Source organism: Citrobacter sp. Cb031, from assembly GCF_030336725.1.
GTDB lineage: Bacteria > Pseudomonadota > Gammaproteobacteria > Enterobacterales > Enterobacteriaceae > Citrobacter > Citrobacter braakii.
In genome coordinates this window covers 321,692-341,887 of sequence record NZ_JAOWDA010000035.1, presented here as the reverse complement: position 1 = coordinate 341,887, position 20,196 = coordinate 321,692, and the positions used below count along the sequence as shown (strand labels likewise).

At 52.9% G+C, this 20,196-nt stretch carries 21 protein-coding genes; 15 read left to right on the top strand and 6 right to left on the bottom strand.

Annotation, left to right across the window (positions count from 1 at the left end):
• The first annotated feature begins 83 nt into the window (after window positions 1–83).
• On the top strand, window positions 84–533 hold the full coding sequence (gene alaE, locus OGV93_RS23375; protein WP_016154144.1) for an L-alanine exporter AlaE: 450 nt from the start codon (window positions 84–86) through the stop codon (window positions 531–533).
• Window positions 534–569: 36 nt separating this feature from the next.
• Here the strand turns inward: alaE and OGV93_RS23370 are convergent, their stop codons facing one another.
• Both OGV93_RS23370 and pdxR read right to left on the bottom strand, forming a co-directional pair.
• Window positions 570–920: a DUF2002 family protein gene (locus OGV93_RS23370; protein ID WP_016154145.1), complete on the bottom strand. Its 351-nt coding sequence runs from the start codon at window positions 918–920 to the stop codon at window positions 570–572.
• 124 nt (window positions 921–1,044) lie between these two features.
• Window positions 1,045–2,379 (bottom strand): MocR-like pyridoxine biosynthesis transcription factor PdxR, encoded by a 1,335-nt coding sequence (gene pdxR, locus OGV93_RS23365; protein ID WP_115190312.1) that lies wholly within the window; start codon window positions 2,377–2,379, stop codon window positions 1,045–1,047.
• Window positions 2,380–2,469: 90 nt separating this feature from the next.
• On the opposite strand from pdxR, the gene OGV93_RS23360 reads away from it, so the two are divergent.
• The 14 genes from OGV93_RS23360 (at window position 2,470) to emrB (ending at window position 16,572) form a co-directional block, all read left to right on the top strand.
• Window positions 2,470–2,901: a carboxymuconolactone decarboxylase family protein gene (locus OGV93_RS23360; RefSeq protein ID WP_016154147.1), complete on the top strand. Its 432-nt coding sequence runs from the start codon at window positions 2,470–2,472 to the stop codon at window positions 2,899–2,901.
• Between the two features lie 225 nt (window positions 2,902–3,126).
• Window positions 3,127–3,372, top strand: coding sequence for a glutaredoxin-like protein NrdH (gene nrdH, locus OGV93_RS23355; protein ID WP_016157297.1), 246 nt, complete (start codon window positions 3,127–3,129; stop codon window positions 3,370–3,372).
• Window positions 3,369–3,779 (top strand): class Ib ribonucleoside-diphosphate reductase assembly flavoprotein NrdI, encoded by a 411-nt coding sequence (gene nrdI, locus OGV93_RS23350; RefSeq protein WP_016157298.1) that lies wholly within the window; start codon window positions 3,369–3,371, stop codon window positions 3,777–3,779. The genes nrdH and nrdI overlap by 4 nt, the downstream gene beginning before the upstream one ends.
• Complete coding sequence (gene nrdE / locus OGV93_RS23345; protein WP_287110237.1) at window positions 3,752–5,896, top strand: class 1b ribonucleoside-diphosphate reductase subunit alpha; 2,145 nt, start codon at window positions 3,752–3,754, stop codon at window positions 5,894–5,896. The genes nrdI and nrdE overlap by 28 nt, the downstream gene beginning before the upstream one ends.
• Window positions 5,897–5,906: 10 nt before the next feature.
• The gene (gene nrdF / locus OGV93_RS23340) at window positions 5,907–6,866 is read left to right on the top strand and encodes a class 1b ribonucleoside-diphosphate reductase subunit beta (RefSeq protein WP_287110236.1); all 960 of its coding nucleotides are present in this window, start codon (window positions 5,907–5,909) and stop codon (window positions 6,864–6,866) included.
• Between the two features lie 354 nt (window positions 6,867–7,220).
• The gene (proV, locus tag OGV93_RS23335) at window positions 7,221–8,423 is read left to right on the top strand and encodes a glycine betaine/L-proline ABC transporter ATP-binding protein ProV (protein WP_016157301.1); all 1,203 of its coding nucleotides are present in this window, start codon (window positions 7,221–7,223) and stop codon (window positions 8,421–8,423) included.
• Window positions 8,416–9,480: a glycine betaine/L-proline ABC transporter permease ProW gene (gene proW / locus OGV93_RS23330; protein ID WP_016154153.1), complete on the top strand. Its 1,065-nt coding sequence runs from the start codon at window positions 8,416–8,418 to the stop codon at window positions 9,478–9,480. The genes proV and proW overlap by 8 nt, the downstream gene beginning before the upstream one ends.
• Before the next feature lie 68 nt (window positions 9,481–9,548).
• Entirely contained in the window at window positions 9,549–10,544 is a 996-nt protein-coding gene (gene proX, locus OGV93_RS23325; protein ID WP_016154154.1) for a glycine betaine/L-proline ABC transporter substrate-binding protein ProX, read from the top strand.
• A gap of 179 nt (window positions 10,545–10,723) precedes the next feature.
• Window positions 10,724–11,908: an MFS transporter gene (locus tag OGV93_RS23320; protein WP_016157303.1), complete on the top strand. Its 1,185-nt coding sequence runs from the start codon at window positions 10,724–10,726 to the stop codon at window positions 11,906–11,908.
• Window positions 11,909–12,030: 122 nt separating this feature from the next.
• A complete protein-coding gene (locus OGV93_RS23315; RefSeq protein WP_019077531.1) occupies window positions 12,031–12,768 on the top strand; it encodes an AzlC family ABC transporter permease in 738 nt (245 codons plus the stop codon).
• On the top strand, window positions 12,758–13,093 hold the full coding sequence (ygaH, locus tag OGV93_RS23310; protein ID WP_016154157.1) for an L-valine transporter subunit YgaH: 336 nt from the start codon (window positions 12,758–12,760) through the stop codon (window positions 13,091–13,093). The genes OGV93_RS23315 and ygaH overlap by 11 nt, the downstream gene beginning before the upstream one ends.
• Before the next feature lie 90 nt (window positions 13,094–13,183).
• Window positions 13,184–13,714 (top strand): multidrug efflux transporter EmrAB transcriptional repressor EmrR, encoded by a 531-nt coding sequence (gene emrR / locus OGV93_RS23305; RefSeq protein ID WP_003037300.1) that lies wholly within the window; start codon window positions 13,184–13,186, stop codon window positions 13,712–13,714.
• 130 nt (window positions 13,715–13,844) lie between these two features.
• The gene (gene emrA / locus OGV93_RS23300; RefSeq protein WP_016154158.1) at window positions 13,845–15,017 is read left to right on the top strand and encodes a multidrug efflux MFS transporter periplasmic adaptor subunit EmrA; all 1,173 of its coding nucleotides are present in this window, start codon (window positions 13,845–13,847) and stop codon (window positions 15,015–15,017) included.
• Between the two features lie 16 nt (window positions 15,018–15,033).
• Window positions 15,034–16,572 carry a multidrug efflux MFS transporter permease subunit EmrB gene (gene emrB / locus OGV93_RS23295; RefSeq protein ID WP_016154159.1) on the top strand — a complete coding sequence of 513 codons (1,539 nt, stop codon included), beginning with the start codon at window positions 15,034–15,036 and terminating at the stop codon, window positions 16,570–16,572.
• 141 nt (window positions 16,573–16,713) lie between these two features.
• On the opposite strand, the gene luxS is transcribed toward emrB, so the two are convergent.
• The 4 genes from luxS to yqaB all read right to left on the bottom strand — a co-directional run bounded on the left by luxS (window position 16,714) and on the right by yqaB (window position 20,004).
• On the bottom strand, window positions 16,714–17,229 hold the full coding sequence (gene luxS, locus OGV93_RS23290; RefSeq protein WP_016154160.1) for an S-ribosylhomocysteine lyase: 516 nt from the start codon (window positions 17,227–17,229) through the stop codon (window positions 16,714–16,716).
• 149 nt (window positions 17,230–17,378) lie between these two features.
• Window positions 17,379–18,935: a glutamate--cysteine ligase gene (gene gshA / locus OGV93_RS23285; protein ID WP_094168697.1), complete on the bottom strand. Its 1,557-nt coding sequence runs from the start codon at window positions 18,933–18,935 to the stop codon at window positions 17,379–17,381.
• Between the two features lie 77 nt (window positions 18,936–19,012).
• Window positions 19,013–19,441 carry a YqaA family protein gene (locus OGV93_RS23280; protein WP_003825961.1) on the bottom strand — a complete coding sequence of 143 codons (429 nt, stop codon included), beginning with the start codon at window positions 19,439–19,441 and terminating at the stop codon, window positions 19,013–19,015.
• Window positions 19,438–20,004 carry a fructose-1-phosphate/6-phosphogluconate phosphatase gene (gene yqaB / locus OGV93_RS23275; RefSeq protein ID WP_286482847.1) on the bottom strand — a complete coding sequence of 189 codons (567 nt, stop codon included), beginning with the start codon at window positions 20,002–20,004 and terminating at the stop codon, window positions 19,438–19,440. Before yqaB ends, OGV93_RS23280 begins: the two co-directional genes overlap by 4 nt.
• Window positions 20,005–20,196 lie beyond the last annotated feature (192 nt).

Below are 20,196 nucleotides of genomic sequence, written 5' to 3'. Positions count from 1 at the left end.
ATTCAAACGCGAAAGCAGCAAGACAAATCACTAGCAAGAAGGTATTCAAAACCTTTTTTTCCCTTTTTACAAGGAGCATTAACATGTTCTCTCCGCAGTCACGCTTGCGTCATGCAGTAGCAGACACGTTCGCGATGGTTGTTTATTGTTCTGTCGTGAACATGTTGATCGAAATATTCCTTTCAGGAATGAGCTTCGAACAGTCTCTGTACTCCAGACTGGTGGCTATCCCCGTCAACATCCTGATCGCGTGGCCATACGGCATGTATCGCGATTTGTTTATGCGCGCGGCGCGTAAAGCCACGCAAGCAGGATGGGGGAAAAACCTGGCGGACGTGCTGGCTTATGTCACCTTCCAGTCACCAGTGTATGTGATTATTCTATTGACGGTTGGCGCAGACTGGCACCAGATTACGGCTGCAGTAAGTTCGAACATCGTGGTATCAATGCTGATGGGCGCGGTCTATGGCTACTTTCTTGATTATTGCCGCCGCCTGTTTAAGGTCAGCAGCTATCACCAGGCTAAAGCCTGACAGATCTCTTCGCGACTGGCCCTGCCAGTCGCATTATTAGTTTGAACTAACGTCGCCAAACAACCCACTCAGATAACGCTCAAGCGCAATTCGCGAACTGAAGCCGTGCGGAATACCATAATGTTCGTGAGTCTCTCCGGCTAAATATAGCGGGAATTGCTGGTAGTGATCGCAGGTTTTAATATCCGTCGCAGGTTCCGCCAGCGAAGAGCTGCGCTCTTTTAGCGTGGGATGGATAACTAATGCGGTACGTCCCATACGTGCTTCACGGTTAACGTACACATAATTTTCGCCACGACGATAGCCGTACGTTTTTTGCGTCACTACATCGACGGTAAAGCCCACTTTTTCAAGTACGCGCGCCACCTCATCAGGTCGTAAATACATATATTTTCCTCGTTATCTTTTTTACTGCGGGCTTACCTTACCTGATTCAGCATTAGCAACGCTTTCAGAAAAGTCCATAAACGAGTGGCGATGGTGGGACGAATATCTTAAGAACCGCGCAGATTTATGTCAGCGCCATCCGCAGTTGATACGCTGCCTGCTGCGCCATTTCCACCGAGCTGATGTTGGTAAACGACAGCAATATTCCCCCCTTTCCTGCTGAAGTTATTCGCCAGCGGCTTAACGCCTGAACCGCCAGCCCGGCCTGATTCACTTTGCGCACTAGCGCAACATCATCTCCGTCGACAGTTATCACCAGCTGAATCCCTCCTTCCTGAGGAATGACGTTAAATCCTTGTTCGCTCAGCGCGTTTTCCATCCATTGACGTCGCAGGGCATAATTCTGGCGCATACGTTTTAAGTGCCGCCAGAAGTGGCCATCTTGCATAAAATCCGCCAGCGTTTGCTGCCATAAAACCGGAACGCTACAGGCCGTTAGCGCCGCCTGCTGACGAAAATGTTCGACCTGAGTCAGGGGTACCACCAGCCATGCCGTGCGCAAAGCAGGAAACATTGATTTGCTGAACGTTCCGGCATAAATCACCCGCTGGGGCGCATCCAAACTTTTTAGCGGCGGCAACGGTTTACCGTGGTAGCGAAATTCACTGTCGTAATCATCTTCAATGATCCACGCCTGCGCCCGAGTCGCCCATTCAAGCAGTTGGTGGCGACGGTCTAATGACAGGGCGACGCCCAGCGGACTTTGGTGTGCGGGTGTGAGCAGCACAAAACGCGCCTGCGGGTAGTCACGGATCCCAGCACAGACATCCAGACCATCGGCATCAACCGACACCGGCATCAGCTCAATGCGTTCCTGAGCCACCACAGGGTGAATCAACGGAAAGCCAGGATCTTCGACCCACATCCCCTCACCGGGTTGAGACAGAGCGCGCAGGATTAACGTCATTGATGCCGCGTAGCCTGAAGTAATAAAAATCTGCTCCGGCTGGCACTCAATACTGCGTGAGACGCGCAGGTAATCGACAATCGCCTGACGTAACACCCGTTCGCCGCAAACATCGCCCACGGCCAGGTCAAAACGCGTTTGGGTGCGTAAACGCCGCCCCATCACCCGCGCCCAGACGTCCCGCGGGAAGAGATCGAGTGCGGGTAATCCCATCTGAAAAGGCTGCGGCCTGGGGTTTTCTCCGGCGAAGATGGCGGGAGACACAGGTGCGTTTTCCGGTCGCAGTTGCTCACTGACAAATGTTCCTGCCTGCCCGCGTCGCGCGAGCCAGCCCTGCGCCACCAGATCTGCATAGGCATTTTCCACCGTCGAACGTGATACCCCCAGCTCCTGGGCCCAGGTCCGACTGGAGGGCAATCTTGTGCCTGGCTTTAGTTCACCTTTCTCAATGGCGTTTTTTAACTGACGGGCGATTTGCTGATAGCGTGGCATTTATGGTCTGCTTTTTTGGCAACAATATGGCTCTCTGTAGCAGTCCATTATAGTGCTACATTGCGGGTCATCCAAACGAGGAGAAATACCATGACAATGTTACGCCAGCCCTATTATGAACTCAGTCCTGAAATCTATAACGCTTTGGTTCAGGCCAGCAAAGCGCTGGAAAACTGCGCGCTGGAACCTACGCTGACGGAACTGATTTACCTGCGAGTCTCGCAAATCAACGGCTGCGCCTTTTGCCTGGAAATGCACAGTAAGGCGCTGCGCAAATCCGGTGTTGCGCAGGCCAAACTGGACGCGCTGGCAGGCTGGCGGGTGAGTCATCACTTCAGCGAGCAGGAGCGTGCAGCACTGGCGTGGGCCGAATCCGTCACCCATATAGCCAGCACCCATGCCGAAGATGACGTTTATCTGCCGCTGCTCGACCATTTTAGCGCGAAAGAGATTAGCGATCTGACGTTTGCTATTAGCCTGATGAACTGCTTTAACCGTCTGGCGGTAGGGATGCGCATGTGATTCTGCGCTGCCGGATGGCGACTTAAACACCATCCGGCAACCTGCCATAGTTTCTATCACTTCCTCCGTCACGCTCATCACCCATGCCCTCATCAATCTAAAATTACCATATCTTGTATGGTTGAATCTTTTTAAAACTACATCTAGTATCTCCTCTATCAAGACACACACAACCTGACGCCCTCTATCGCGTCATTCTTTTACTTTTAGATGGAAATACGAATCATGCGCATTGTTATTTACACTCGTAACAACTGTGTTCAGTGCCACGCCACTAAGCGGGCGATGGAAAGCCGCGGGTTTGACTTTGAGATGGTAAACGTCGATTTACACCCCGATATGGCTGATCGCCTGCGCGATCAAGGCTTTCGTCAGTTACCGGTCGTGGTCGCAGGGGAAACCAGTTGGTCAGGATTTCGCCCGGACATGATCAACCGTCTGCGCCCGGCTCCTCAAGTGGCCAGCGCATGAGTCAGCTCGTCTACTTTTCCAGCAGCTCCGAAAATACGCACCGCTTCATGCAGCGTCTGGGGCTGCCTGCCATCCGCATTCCGCTTAACGAACGCGAGCGGATCCGGGTAGACGAACCTTACATTTTAATCGTGCCCTCCTACGGTGGCGGCGGTACAGCTGGCGCGGTCCCGAGACAGGTGATCCGCTTTTTAAACGATACGCACAACCGGGCGTTAATCCGTGGAGTGATCGCCTCCGGCAATCGCAATTTCGGGGACGCCTACGGTCGCGCGGGTGATGTCATCTCACAAAAATGCGGCGTGCCGTGGCTCTATCGCTTTGAGCTGATGGGCACCCAAAGCGATATCGACAACGTGCAAAAAGGAGTGAGCGAATTTTGGCAACGACAACCACAGAACGTGTAGAACAGCAGACGCTGGATTATCACGCCCTGAACGCCATGCTGAATCTGTACGATAAGGCCGGGCGCATTCAGTTCGACAAAGACCATCAGGCGGTGGAGGCATTCTTTACCGCCCACGTCCGCCCCAACTCGGTGGCGTTTGCCAGCCAGCAGGCGCGTCTGGACACGTTGGTGGATGAAGGCTATTACGATTCCAGCGTGTTAGCCCGCTACGATCGCGCGTTTGTGCTGAAGCTATTCGCCCACGCCCACGCCAGCGGATTTCGTTTCCAGACGTTCCTCGGGGCATGGAAGTTCTACACCAGCTATACGCTGAAAACGTTCGACGGGAAGCGCTATCTCGAAGACTTTGAGGATCGCGTAACGATGGTGGCGCTCACGCTGGCGCAGGGCGATGAAGCGCTCGCTCTGCAACTGACCGATGAAATGCTCTCCGGGCGTTTTCAACCCGCCACGCCAACCTTTTTAAACTGCGGTAAACAGCAACGCGGCGAGCTGGTCTCCTGCTTCCTGTTACGCATTGAAGACAACATGGAGTCAATTGGACGGGCGGTCAACTCGGCGCTGCAACTCTCCAAACGCGGCGGCGGCGTGGCATTTTTGCTCTCTAACCTGCGTGAGGCGGGTGCGCCCATTAAGCGCATTGAGAACCAGTCCTCTGGGGTGATCCCGGTAATGAAAATGCTGGAGGATGCGTTTTCTTATGCGAATCAATTAGGCGCACGTCAGGGTGCGGGCGCGGTGTATCTGCACGCGCATCATCCGGATATTTTGCGTTTTCTCGATACCAAACGTGAAAACGCCGACGAGAAAATCCGTATCAAAACGCTCTCGCTTGGTGTGGTGATCCCGGATGTCACCTTCCAGTTAGCCAAAGAAAATGCCCAAATGGCGCTGTTTTCACCGTATGACGTGGAACGCATTTACGGCAAACCATTCGGTGATATCGCCGTAACTGAACGGTATGACGAACTGGTTGCCGACAAACGAGTGCGCAAAAAATACATTAACGCCCGCGATTTCTTCCAGCGGCTGGCCGAGATCCAGTTCGAGTCCGGCTACCCTTACATCATGTTTGAAGACACGGTGAATCGCACCAATCCGATTGCCGGTCGTATCAATATGAGCAACCTGTGCTCGGAGATTTTGCAGGTTAACAACGCTTCCACCTACGATGAAAACCTCAATTACGCGCAAACAGGGCACGATATCTCCTGCAACCTCGGCTCGTTGAATATTGCTCATACCATGGATTCGCCAGACTTTGGGCGCACCGTGGAAACGGCGGTTCGCGGTTTAACGGCCGTTTCGGACATGAGCCATATCCGCAGCGTACCCTCAATTGAGGCCGGAAACAGCGCATCGCACGCCATCGGTCTTGGGCAGATGAACCTGCACGGGTATCTGGCACGGGAAGGTATCGCCTACGGCTCACCTGAAGGGCTGGATTTCACCAATCTCTATTTCTACACCATCACCTGGCATGCGCTGAATACGTCGATGAAGCTCGCCCGGGAACGCGGCAAAACCTTTGCCGGATTCAGACAGTCCCGCTACGCCAGCGGTGAGTATTTTAACCAGTATCTGCAGGGCGACTGGCAGCCAAAAACCGCCAAGGTTCGCACACTGTTTGCCGCCAGCGGCATTACGCTGCCAACGCGCGAAATGTGGTCGCAACTGCGTGAAGATGTCATGCGCTACGGCATTTATAACCAGAATTTACAAGCGGTTCCGCCAACGGGTTCTATCTCCTACATCAACCATGCGACATCAAGCATTCACCCGATCGTGTCAAAAGTGGAGATTCGCAAAGAGGGCAAAACCGGGCGCGTTTACTACCCTGCCCCGTTTATGACCAATGAGAATCTGGCCTTGTATCAGGATGCCTACGAGATTGGTCCACAAAAAATCATTGATACCTACGCTGAAGCAACGCGGCATGTCGATCAGGGGCTTTCACTGACGCTCTTTTTCCCCGATACCGCCACCACTCGCGATATCAACAAAGCGCAGGTTTACGCCTGGCGTAAGGGCATCAAATCGCTGTACTACATCCGACTACGCCAGTTGGCGCTGGAAGGAACCGAAATCGAAGGTTGCGTGTCATGCGCGCTGTAAGGAGGACAACATGACATTATCCCGCGTGAGTGCCATCAACTGGAACAAGATTGAGGATGATAAAGATCTCGAGGTTTGGAATCGCCTGACCAGTAACTTCTGGCTACCGGAAAAGGTCCCGCTCTCCAACGATATCCCGGCCTGGCAAACATTGAACGCCGCCGAACAGCAGCTGACTATCCGCGTTTTTACCGGGCTGACGCTGCTCGACACTATTCAGAACATAGCCGGTGCGCCAGCATTGATGGCCGATTCGTTAACGCCGCATGAAGAGGCGGTGCTATCGAATATCAGCTTTATGGAAGCGGTGCACGCCCGTTCGTACAGCTCAATTTTCTCCACTCTTTGCCAGACCAAAGACGTGGATGCGGCTTACGCGTGGAGTGAAGAAAATACCCCACTCCAGCGCAAGGCGCAGATCGTTTTGACACATTACGCCAGCGACGAACCGTTGAAGAAAAAAATTGCCAGCGTGTTTCTGGAATCCTTTCTGTTCTATTCCGGCTTCTGGTTGCCAATGTATTTCTCCAGCCGCGGAAAACTGACCAATACCGCCGATCTCATTCGTCTGATCATTCGTGATGAAGCCGTTCACGGGTATTACATTGGTTATAAATATCAAAAAGGTCTGGAGCACATTTCTGAATCCGCACGTGAGGAGTTAAAGAATTTTGCCCTCGACCTGCTGATGGATTTGTATGATAACGAAGCGCGTTATACGGAAGAATTGTATGCAGAAACCGGCTGGGTGGATGACGTCAAAGCCTTCCTTTGCTACAACGCCAATAAGGCATTAATGAATTTGGGGTATGAGGCATTATTCCCGCCAGAAATGGCGGAGGTTAACCCGGCAATCCTTGCCGCGCTGTCGCCCAACGCTGACGAAAACCACGATTTCTTCTCGGGTTCCGGCTCATCATACGTGATGGGAAAAGCTGTCGAAACCGAAGACGACGACTGGAATTTCTAGCGCTCATTCCCGCGGAAAATACCGTACATTTTTCGCGGAAATATTTTAACAGGATCACACTTTTGTCGTGCAAATATAATTGTGTGATCTACACTCAATATCAGCCGCATTATTCGCCTGCATTTCAGCAATTCAGGCGACTTTTCATTGCCATTTACAAAAAATATTACCCCATTCACATTCGCGCTCAGCCCTTATATCACGGGAAGTCCCGCCACATGGCCTTCAGCAATATTCGTGCCACAAACAAATTCAGGGTTGTCTCAGATTCTCAGTATGTTAGGGTAGAAAAAGGTCACTATTTCCATCAGGTAATATATCGATATAAACAAATAACAGGAATCATTCTATTGCATGGCAATTAAATTAGAAGTTAAAAATCTCTATAAGATATTTGGAGAGCATCCGCAGAGAGCCTTCAAATATATTGAAAAAGGACTTTCAAAAGAGCAGATTCTGGATAAAACAGGGCTATCGCTTGGCGTTAAGAACGCCAGTCTGGCCATTGAAGAAGGCGAGATATTTGTCATCATGGGATTATCCGGTTCGGGTAAATCCACAATGGTACGCCTTCTCAATCGCCTGATTGAACCCACCCGCGGGCAAGTATTGATTGACGGCGTAGACATCGCCCGGATATCCGATGCTGAGCTTCGCGAGGTGCGCAGAAAAAAGATTGCGATGGTTTTCCAGTCCTTTGCCCTGATGCCGCACATGACGGTCCTGGACAATACGGCATTCGGCATGGAATTAGCCGGTGTTGGCGCGGATGAACGTCGTGAAAAAGCGTTAGATGCGCTGCGTCAGGTTGGTCTGGAGAATTATGCTCACGGATACCCGGATGAACTTTCCGGAGGGATGCGCCAGCGTGTGGGCCTCGCCCGTGCATTAGCCATAAACCCTGACATCTTATTAATGGATGAGGCCTTTTCTGCCCTCGATCCGTTAATTCGTACCGAGATGCAGGATGAACTGGTAAAACTACAGGCGAAACATCAACGTACCGTGGTCTTTATTTCCCACGATCTCGACGAAGCTATGCGTATTGGCGACAGAATTGCCATTATGCAAAACGGTGAAGTGGTCCAGGTCGGCACGCCAGATGAAATCCTGAATAATCCGGCCAATGATTATGTACGCACCTTCTTCCGCGGCGTTGATATTAGCCAGGTCTTTAGTGCCAAAGATATTTCACGTCGTAGCCCTGAAGGTTTAATTCGTAAAACGCCCGGGGTCGGTCCACGTTCAGCGCTGCAATTATTGCAGGACAAAGATCGCGAATATGGTTACGTGATCGAGCGCGGCAATAAATTCGTCGGCGTTGTCTCTATCGACTCTTTAAAAACAGCATTAAGTCAGGCGCAAGGTATTGAAGCGGCATTGATCGATGAGCCGCTAGCCGTGGATGCACAAACTCCTCTCAGCGAGTTGCTTTCTCATGTCGGCCAGGCCCCGTGCGCGGTGCCGGTTGTTGATGAGGAACAACAGTATGTGGGCATCATTTCAAAACGCATGCTGTTACAGGCTTTAGATCGTGAGGGGGCAAACAATGGCTGATCAAACCAATCCGTGGGATACCACACCTGCGGCCGACAGTGCCGCACAAACCACCGATGCCTGGAGTACGCCATCAGGCGCGCCAGCTGACGGCGGTAGCGCAGACTGGCTGACCAGCGCACCCGCGCCGGCGCCAGAGCATTTCAATATTATGGATCCGTTCCATAAAACGCTGATCCCGCTGGATAGCTGGGTCACAGAAGGGATCGACTGGGTCGTTACCCATTTCCGTCCGGTCTTCCAGGGCATTCGAGTCCCGGTGGATTATATTCTCAACGGCTTCCAGCAGCTTCTGTTGGGTATGCCTGCCCCGGTGGCGATTATCCTGTTCGCTCTGATTGCCTGGCAGATTTCCGGCGTTGGAATGGGCGTTGCTACGCTGATTTCATTGATTGCAATCGGGGCCATCGGCGCGTGGTCGCAGGCCATGATCACCCTGGCGCTGGTACTAACCGCGCTGCTGTTCTGCGTGGTGATCGGTCTACCGATGGGGATCTGGTTGGCGCGCAGTCCACGGGCGGCAAAAATTGTTCGTCCGCTGCTGGACGCCATGCAAACCACACCGGCGTTCGTCTATCTGGTGCCGATCGTCATGCTGTTTGGTATCGGCAACGTCCCGGGCGTGGTGGTGACGATTATCTTCGCCCTGCCGCCAATCGTGCGTCTGACCATTCTGGGGATTAACCAGGTGCCAGCCGACTTGATTGAAGCCTCGCGCTCATTTGGCGCCAGCCCGCGTCAGATGCTGTTTAAAGTGCAGCTCCCGCTGGCGATGCCTACCATTATGGCCGGGGTCAACCAGACGCTGATGCTGGCGCTCTCAATGGTCGTCATCGCGTCGATGATCGCCGTCGGCGGACTGGGTCAGATGGTTCTGCGCGGAATCGGTCGTCTGGATATGGGGCTTGCCACCGTCGGCGGGGTTGGGATCGTGATCCTCGCCATCATTCTCGACCGCCTGACGCAGGCTGTCGGTCGTGACGCCCGTAGCCGTGGTAACCGTCGCTGGTACACCACCGGTCCCGTTGGGCTTATCACTCGCCCATTCACGAAGTAATTCACCCGTTGCCCGGTGGCGCATTGCTTACCGGGCCTATACGTCCCTCCAATAATTAAGGAACAACGATGCGACAGAACGTCATTATTGCCACAGCGTTTGCCACCCTTGTCTCCACCAGCACTTTCGCTGCCGATCTGCCTGGCAAAGGCATCACTGTACAGCCAATCCAGAGCACTATCTCTGAAGAATCCTTCCAGACGCAACTGGTCGCCCGTGCGCTGGAGAAACTGGGTTATACCGTTAACAAAACAAGCGAAGTTGACTACAACGTCGGCTATACCTCCATTGCCTCTGGCGATGCAACTTTTACCGCTGTGAACTGGCAGCCGCTGCATGATGATATGTATGCCGCAGCGGGCGGAGACAAAAAGTTCTATCGCGAGGGGGTATTCGTTACGGGTGCCGCGCAAGGTTATCTGATCGATAAAAAAACCGCTGAGCAGTATAAAATCACCAACATTGCCCAGTTAAAAGATCCGAAGATCGCCAAAATCTTTGACACCAACGGCGACGGAAAAGCAGACATGATGGGCTGCTCGCCAGGCTGGGGCTGCGAAGCGGTGATCAACCACCAGAACAAAGCCTTCGATCTGGAAAAAACCGTCGAGGTCAGCCACGGTAACTATGCGGCGATGATGGCTGACACTATTACCCGCTTTAAAGAAGGCAAACCCATTCTTTACTACACCTGGACACCGTACTGGGTGAGCGACGTAATGAAACCGGGTAAAGATGTGGTCTGGCTGCAGGTGCCGTTCTCTTCCCTGCCAGGCGAGCAGAAAGACATTGATACCAAGCTGCCAAACGGCGCCAACTACGGCTTCCCGGTGAACACTATGCATATCGTCGCCAACAAAGCCTGGGCGGAGAAAAACCCGGCTGCGGCGAAACTGTTTGCCGTCATGAAGCTGCCGCTGGCGGATATCAACGCGCAGAACGCGATGATGCACGACGGGAAAGCATCTGAAGCCGACGTGCAGGGTCACGTTGACGGCTGGATCAAAGCCCACCAGCAACAGTTTGATGGCTGGGTGAAAGAAGCGCTGGCTGCGCAGAAATAACCCCCTCGTAAGTCTGATAAGCGTAGCGCCATCACACCAATGCCGGATGGTGGCGCGATGCGCCTTATCCGGCCTACACGCCCTCCTCCCAACCGCACAATCCATCACCCAACAAATCAGCAACATTTAATCACTTACGTTATGATTGTTTTCTGCAACCCATTTTTCAGTTGAAAACCATGACGAAAACCACTCAGGGACTTAGCCCTTCGCTGATCCTGTTAATGTCTATCGCCACCGGCCTCGCCGTCGCCAGTAACTATTACGCACAGCCGCTGCTCGACACCATCGCACGTAACTTTTCGCTATCGGCCAGTACCGCTGGCTTTATCGTCACCGCGGCCCAGCTCGGCTATGCCGCCGGCCTGCTGTTTTTAGTACCGCTTGGCGATATGTTTGAACGTCGGATGCTGATCGTCTCCATGACGCTGTTAGCGGCAGGCGGCATGCTTATTACCGCCAGTAGCCAGTCGCTGGGCATGCTGATCCTCGGCACCGCCCTTACCGGATTGTTCTCGGTAGTGGCACAGATTCTGGTTCCGCTGGCGGCGACGCTTGCCACGCCGGATAAGCGCGGTAAAGTTGTCGGCACCATTATGAGCGGCCTGCTGCTGGGTATCCTGCTGGCGCGCACCGTGGCGGGATTACTGGCCAATCTTGGCGGCTGGCGCACCGTATTTTGGGTCGCATCGATATTAATGGCGCTGATGGCGATTGCGCTGTGGCGCGGTCTGCCGAAGATGAAATCAGATACTCATCTCAACTATCCGCAACTGTTAGGCTCCGTATTCAGCCTGTTTATCCATGATAAATTGCTGCGTACCCGCGCGATGTTGGGCTGCCTGACCTTTGCCAATTTCAGTATTCTCTGGACCTCTATGGCGTTTTTGCTCGCCGCGCCGCCGTTTAACTACTCCGAAGGAACGATCGGGCTGTTTGGCCTGGCAGGGGCCGCAGGGGCGTTAGGCGCGCGTCCGGCAGGTGGTTTTGCCGATAAGGGAAAATCACATCTCACCACGACCACAGGTCTGTTATTACTGCTGCTCTCCTGGTGGGCTATCTGGTTAGGGCATAGTTCCGTACCAATGCTGATTATCGGTATCCTGGTCCTGGACCTCACCGTTCAGGGTGTGCATATCACCAACCAGACGGTTATCTATCGCATTCATCCGAACGCGCGTAATCGCCTGACCGCCGGATACATGACCAGCTATTTTATTGGCGGGGCTGCTGGTTCGCTGATTTCGGCCTCCGCCTGGCAGCATGCCGGTTGGGCTGGCGTTTGTCTGGCCGGTACGACCGTTGCCCTACTCAACCTGTTGGTCTGGTGGCGAGGATATCACCGTCAGGAAGCCGTAAATTAAGCATATAGCGTATGTTTACCGCTGATTGGGCTCCGCAGGGTGTTAAGGAGCCCATCAGTCTGCTAAGGTTATAACTCATTGAACCAAGTTATATTAATTTCGGTAATGAAACCTATAACCCTATGGAAAGCCCGATATCCCAGTCTGAACCCAGTTCTGCGACGCTAACTGAAGGATTCAAAGATAGCCTGCCAATAGTCATCAGCTATATTCCGGTCGCTTTTGCATTTGGTCTCAATGCCACTCGCCTTGGCTTTACTCCGGTTGAAAGCGTGTTTTTCTCCTGCATTATCTATGCGGGAGCCAGCCAGTTTGTCATCACCACAATGCTCGCCGCAGGCAGTTCTTTGTGGGTCGCCGCACTGACCGTCATGGCCATGGATGTACGCCATGTTTTGTACGGACCTTCCCTGCGTAGCCGAATCGCCCAGCGACTGAGTAAACCCAAAAGCGCGCTGTGGGCCTTTGGCCTCACCGATGAAGTCTTTGCCGCCGCCACGGCGAAGCTGGTACGGGATAACCGGCGCTGGAGTGAAAACTGGATGATCGGCATTGCGCTATGCTCCTGGGCCTCCTGGGTGTTTGGCACGGTGATCGGCGCGTTTTCCGGCAGTGGTTTACTCAAGGATTACCCGGCAGTTGAAGCGGCGTTGGGCTTCATGCTCCCTGCGCTGTTCATGAGCTTCCTGCTCGCCTCTTTCCAGCGTCAACAAGCACTTTGTGTGACTGCAGCACTGGCCGGCGCGCTGGCTGGCGTCATGCTGTTTTCCATTCCTGCCGCCATCCTTGCAGGCATTGTTTGCGGATGCCTGACGGCTCTTATCCAGTCATTTTGGCAGGGAGGTCCCGATGAGCTATGAGGTCCTGCTGCTTGGCCTGTTGGTCGGCTGCGTTAACTACTGTTTTCGTTATTTGCCGCTCCGTCTTGGAGTGGGGAATGTTCGCCCGACGAAGCGCGGCGCGACGGGCATATTACTCGACACCATTGGCATTGCATCAATTTGCGCCCTGTTGGTGGTGTCTACCGCGCCAGAAGTGATGCACGACTCTCGTCGGTTCGTGCCTACGCTGGTGGGGTTTGTCATACTGGGCGCAAGCTTCTATAAGACCCGCAGCATCATCATTCCAACCTTACTGAGTGCTCTGGGCTATGGATTAGCCTGGAAAATGCTGATTGTCTTATAGATAAAAACAATCATTTTAAATAAATAATACATTTACTTTATTTGTCACTGTCGTTACTATATCGGCTGAAATTAATGAGGTTATACCCAAATGGATAGTTCGTTTACGCCCATTGAACAAATGCTAAAATTTCGCGCCAGCCGCTACGAAGAGTTCCCTTATCAGGAAGTGCTTCTGACTCGTCTATGCATGCACATGCAGGGCAAGCTGCTGGAAAACCGCAATAAGATGCTGAAAGCTCAAGGGATTAACGAGACATTGTTTATGGCGTTGATTACGCTGGAGTCTCAGGAAAACCACAGTATTCAGCCTTCTGAACTGAGTTGCGCGCTTGGCTCGTCACGCACTAACGCAACCCGCATTGCGGATGAGTTAGAAAAACGTGGCTGGATCGAACGTCGCGAAAGCGATAACGATCGCCGCTGTCTGCATCTGCAATTGACCGAGAAAGGCCACGCATTTTTGCAAGAGGTGTTACCGCCTCAGCATAACTGCCTGCATCAGCTTTGGTCATCTCTCAGCACCACCGAAAAAGATCAGCTTGAGCAAATTACCCGTAAACTTCTGACCCGTCTTGACCAGATGGAACAGGATGGCGCGGTATTAGAAGCGTTGCGCTAACGCGCCGACTCGCTCAGAAATCCAGATTTATAAATGAAAAAACCGACAGGCCAGCACGCATACTGCTGGCCTGTCTGATAAACAGGTCGGCTCAGCCGATGTGAAAAAAAAGAAGATCGTGGAGAACAACATGAGCGTAAATGCGGAGACTCAAACCCCGCAGCAACCGGTCAAGAAGAATGGCAAACGTAAAAGTATGCTGCTCCTTCTGACCTTGCTCTTTATTATTATTGCCGTGGCATATGGGATTTATTGGTTTTTAGTACTGCGTCATGTCGAAGAGACAGACGATGCGTACGTGGCAGGGAACCAGGTTCAAATCATGGCGCAGGTATCAGGCAGCGTGACGAAAGTCTGGGCTGATAACACTGACTTTGTAAAACAAGGCGATGTGCTGGTCACCCTCGACCAGACGGACGCAAAGCAGGCATTTGAAAAAGCCAAAACTGCGCTGGCTTCCAGCGTGCGTCAGACGCACCAGTTGATGATCAACAGCAAGCAGTTACAGGCAAGCATTGAAGTGCAGAGAACCGCGCTGGCGCAGGCACAAAGCGACTTTAATCGCCGTGTCCCGCTGGGCAACGCCAACCTGATTGGCCGCGAAGAGCTGCAACATGCGCGTGATGCCGTCGCCAGCGCTCAGGCTCAGCTTGATGTGGCTATCCAACAATATAATGCCAACCAGGCGATGATTCTCGGCAGTAAGCTGGAAGACCAGCCCGCCGTGCAACAGGCTGCCACTGAAGTGCGCAATGCCTGGCTGGCGCTGGAACGAACCAGAATCGTCAGCCCAATGACTGGCTATGTTTCCCGTCGTTCCGTGCAGCCGGGAGCGCAAATTAGCCCGACCACGCCGCTGATGGCGGTCGTTCCAGCCACAAACCTGTGGGTGGATGCCAACTTCAAAGAAACACAGCTCGCGCACATGCGTATCGGTCAACCGGCGACCGTTATCAGCGATATTTACGGCGATGACGTGAAATATACCGGTAAGGTTGTCGGGCTGGATATGGGTACGGGCAGCGCCTTTTCCCTGCTGCCAGCACAAAACGCAACGGGTAACTGGATCAAAGTCGTCCAGCGTCTGCCGGTGCGTATTGAACTGGATGCACAGCAGCTGGCGCAGCATCCGCTGCGTATCGGTTTATCTACGCTGGTTACGGTAGATACCTCAAATCGTGACGGACAAATTCTGGCAAGCCAGGTTCGCACCACGCCGGTATCAGAAAGTAATGCACGGGAAATCAACCTTGCTCCGGTCAATAAGATGATCGAAGAGATCGTGCAGGCCAACGCGGGCTAATTCAAAGGTGCGTGTGATGCAACAGCAAAAACCGCTGGAAGGCGCGCAGCTCGTCATTATGACGATCGCGCTGTCCCTGGCGACATTCATGCAGGTGCTGGACTCCACCATTGCTAACGTGGCGATCCCCACTATCGCCGGGAACCTCGGCTCTTCACTGAGCCAGGGAACCTGGGTGATCACCTCATTCGGGGTGGCGAACGCTATCTCGATTCCGATCACCGGCTGGCTGGCAAAGCGTTTTGGCGAAGTAAGGCTATTCATGTGGTCAACTATCGCCTTCGTCATTGCGTCATGGGCATGCGGGATGTCCACCAGCCTGAACATGCTGATTTTCTTCCGCGTAATCCAGGGGATTGTCGCCGGTCCATTAATTCCGCTGTCACAAAGCTTGTTGCTGAATAACTATCCTCCCGCCAAACGTTCCATCGCTCTGGCGCTATGGTCGATGACGGTGATTGTTGCCCCGATATGTGGCCCTATTCTTGGGGGCTATATCAGCGACAACTATCACTGGGGCTGGATATTTTTCATCAACGTGCCAATCGGTGCTGCGGTGGTATTGATGACTCTGCAAACCCTGCGCGGTCGGGAAACCAAAACCGAGCAGCGGCGCATCGATGCCATTGGTCTGGCCCTGCTGGTCATTGGTATCGGCAGTTTGCAGATCATGCTCGACCGCGGCAAAGAGCTGGACTGGTTCGCCTCTCAGGAGATTATCATCCTGACGGTGGTCGCCGTTGTCGCCATCAGCTTCCTGATCGTCTGGGAGCTTACCGACGAGCACCCCATTGTCGACCTCTCACTGTTTAAGTCGCGCAACTTTACCATCGGCTGTCTGTGTATCAGTCTGGCCTATATGCTCTACTTCGGCGCAATCGTCCTGCTGCCGCAGCTGTTGCAGGAGGTATACGGCTATACGGCAACCTGGGCCGGTCTGGCGTCAGCGCCGGTTGGGGTGATTCCGGTGATCTTATCGCCGATTATCGGCCGCTTCGCGCACAAGCTTGATATGCGTCGGTTAGTCACGTTCAGTTTTATTATGTACGCCGTCTGTTTCTACTGGCGTGCGTGGACGTTCGAACCAGGTATGGACTTTGGCGCATCGGCCTGGCCACAGTTTATTCAGGGTTTCGCGGTAGCCTGCTTCTTTATGCCGCTGACGACTATCACGCTGTCCGGCTTACCACCTGAGCGTCTGGCCGCGGCATCAAGTTTGTCGAACTTTACGCGAACGCTGGCCGGCTCTATTGGTACATCAATTACGACGACGATGTGGACTAACCGTGAGTCACTTCACCATGCGCAGTTAACGGAATCCGTTAATCCCTACAATCCAAACGCGCAGGCAATGTACGATAAGCTGCAGGATTTAGGGATGACGCACCAGCAGGCGTCAGGCTGGATAGCCCAGCAGATCACCAATCAGGGGCTGATTATTTCCGCCAACGAAATCTTCTGGATGTCGGCGGGGATCTTCCTGGTCTTGCTTGGCCTGGTGTGGTTTGCCAAGCCACCCTTCGGTGCGGGCGGCGGCGGCGGTGGCGCGCACTAAATATCTGATAAAAGGGATCTGCGGATCCCTTTTTTATTGCCCCGTAAACCACCTCCCAGGGATATGGTTGAGGGGAGGCAATAAAAAACCCCGGTTATAAGCCGGGGTTAATTTAAATACTGGAACAACTAATCAGTATGACTAAATATGCAGTTCCTGCAGTTTCTCTTTCGGCAGCGCCAGCTCTTCATTGCTGTTAACGCGTACATCATGCTCCAGAATATGACGTGCGATATCCTGTGCTTCGCTAAGAGAGTGCATCTGATACGTGCCACACTGGTAAACGTTCAGCTCCGGGATCTGGTTTTGATCCTGCACTTTCAGCACGTCCGCCATCGCCGCTTTCCACGCGTCGGCAACACGCTGCTCGTCTGGCGTACCAATCAGGCTCATGTAAAAGCCAGTGCGGCATCCCATCGGAGAGATATCGATAATCTCCACGCCGTTGCCGTTGAGATGGTTACGCATAAAACCTGCAAACAGATGTTCCAGCGTGTGGATACCTTTTTCAGGCATCACTTCTTTGTTCGGAATGCAGAAACGCAGATCAAACACGGTGATTGCGTCGCCATGCGGGGTGTTCATCGTTTTTGCAACCCGGACCGCGGGAGCTTCCATCCGGGTGTGATCGACAGTAAAACTATCTAACAACGGCATTTAGCCACCTCCGATAAATTTTTTGAAAATAATCTGAACTCTTTGTTCCGGGGCGAGTCTGAGTATATGAAAGACGCGCATTTGTTATCATCATCCCTGTTTTCAGAGATGAAATTTTGGCCACTCCCGAGTGGCCTTTTTCTTTTGTATCAAGCGTGCTTTTCCAGCCACACGCTAAACGGCTCAGTATCAGCCGCTTCGATCTCCTGCTGACGACGCTTTGAAGCCTTGGTTTCAGCAATAAATTCCGCTTCCTGCAATATTTCTAACGGCTCTTCACGCAGCAGATTTCGGTAAGCCTCACCCAGCGCTTTACCCGTGCCGCCAATGCCTTCATCAATCATAGACCGTAGGATGCGGGCAGAGAAAGTCAGTTCTGGGTTGTCAAAACAGGCAACCAGTTCATCACAGACCTTTTGATACTCCTCTCCCCCATCGATGCTGTCCAGCGTTTGTGCCACGCGTTTCAGATCACGGAACAGATCTTTCCCTACCTTAGGCAGCGGGAACTGGGCTGTTTCACAGCCAATACCTAACGTCAGCCCAGGCTTACGACCTTCAAGAATCACCCGATTCCAGTTTTTACGCGTACACAGCAATTCATCGCTGCTCATTTCCGGGGCATCGGCCAGCGCACACCAGACCATAAACAGATCGAGGAAACGCACCTGCTGCTCGTCCACACCGATCGGTGAGAACGGGTTGATATCCAGTGAGCGAACTTCAATGTACTCAATACCGCCACGCAGAAGCGCGTCAGAAGGCGTTTCGCCACGACGAGTGACGCGTTTCGGGCGAATAGGCGCATACAGCTCATTTTCAATCTGCAGAACGTTGCTGTTGATTTGCAGACGCTTACCGTCCTTCTCCAGACCAATCGCCGCGTACTCCTCGGAAGGGGTTTTAATCGCGCGCTTTAATCCTGCCACATACTCATGCAAATCGTTAAACGTAATTCCGAGATTGCTTTGCGACTTATTGGTATAGCCCAAATCACTCAGACGCAGCGACGTCGCATACGGCAGGTAATACATCCCACAGTCGGTTTTTTCAAACGGCAGGGTTGTCGGTTTTCCTTGCAGGAAAGAGGAACAAATGGCCGGAGAGGCGCCAAACAGATACGGGATCACCCAACCAAAACGGTAGTAGTTGCGGATCAGACGGAAGTAACCCGCGGAGATTTTCTCTTTAGCATCTTCGCCGTCCGTTACGCCACATTTCGCCTGCCAGAAAGCCATCGGCAATGAGAAATTGTAGTGTACGCCGGAGATAGTCTGCATCAGCGCGCCGTAACGGTTTTTGAGGCCTTCACGGTACAGCGTTTTCAGACGACCGGTATTCGACGTACCGTACTGCGCCAGTTCGATATCCTGGCCTTCGGCAATATAGCAAGGCATGCTCAACGGCCACATACGCTCGTCGCCCAAATTCCTGGCGGTATACCGATGCAGGTCGCGCATGAACGTGAGCATTTTCTCAATGTCGTCGCCTGGAGGCGTAATAAACTCCAGCAGCGCTTCGGCAAAGTCAGTGGTTATCCATTTATGCGTTAGCGCTGAGCCTAACACCTCAGGATGGCCTGTCGTTGCTAATGACCCATCTGCATTAACGCGCAGCGTTTCGCGCTCCAGCCCACGTTGAATCCCCTTTAACGCCTGAGGATGGTTTTCCAGCCAGGCCAGCGCCTGTGATACGTCCGGGATCAAATTGACCTCCCGCCTGTCAAAATCGTTTTAATTAGCATAATGGTATTGGTTACCCTGAAGGCTATCTCACAACACAATTAGTGCCACCACATAATGCCTTGCGTCGTAACCGCTGCGACAACTACATAGCGCAGCGCCTTGCCAAGGCATAAGAAAAAAAGTACTGGACCCCACGAGATGCGCATCCATCCAGCTAACAGGCACAGTAAATCACCCACAACCGGCATCCAGCTTAATAATAGTGTGACAGCGCCATAGCGCCGCAGCCAGCCAGTGGCTTTTTCTTGCCAGCGCGATGTTTTACGCAATGGAAAGAAACGCCCAAGGATAACGTTAGTTAACCCTCCAAGGCTATTACCCATTGTTGCTGTTAAGACTAAGACCCAGGGATGACTTACCCCAGAGACCAGCAAAGCAACTAAAACAACTTCAGAATTGCCGGGTAATAGCGTAGCGCTGAGAAAACTGCTGGCAAACAGTGACAGGAGCGATAGTCCATCACTCACAATAACCGGACATCCACCGCGTCCATTCCTGCGGCACGCGCCGCCTGCAGCCCAAAATCGGCATCTTCAAATACGACACAGCGCGCCGGAGCAACACCCATACGTTCGGCACAGAGCAAAAACGTATCAGGAGCAGGTTTATGGTGTTGTACGTGATCGGCTGCGACTACAGCATCAAAATAGCGACGCAGCCCAAGGTGTGCGAGCAGAGCTTCCGCAATCGCGCTTTCACTCCCCGTACCTACCGACATAGGACGACGACCATGCCAGGCTTTCACGACGTCAACCAATGGCAAAGGCTGGACGCTATCCAGCAGCATGCTTCTCACGTTGTCGGTTTTTTCACGCGCCAAGGCATGAGGGTCAAGATCGGCATGATTCAATTCAATTACCGACTGGGCAATACGCCACGTTGGGGAGCCATTGAGGGCGACCATGGCTTGTTCATCAAAACGTAATCCATAATGCCCCAATACCTCATGCCACGCCTTACGGTGCGTTGGCTCGGTATCCAGGATGGTGCCATCCATATCAAAAATCAAACCCGCATAACGTTCGTACATCGTCTTCTCACAAGCCGAATGACCAGACGTTATTTTATCGTAATTGATTGATTTTGTCGCTGACAGCGAATTAAGGGGTGTTCCGGGAGTATGTGGAATGATTCAAAGGAGAGAAGATGGTGCATCCGGGAGGATTACTCGGCTGCGCCTCGCCCTGCGGGCCGTTGCTGAAGCAACGTTATCCTCCCTGGT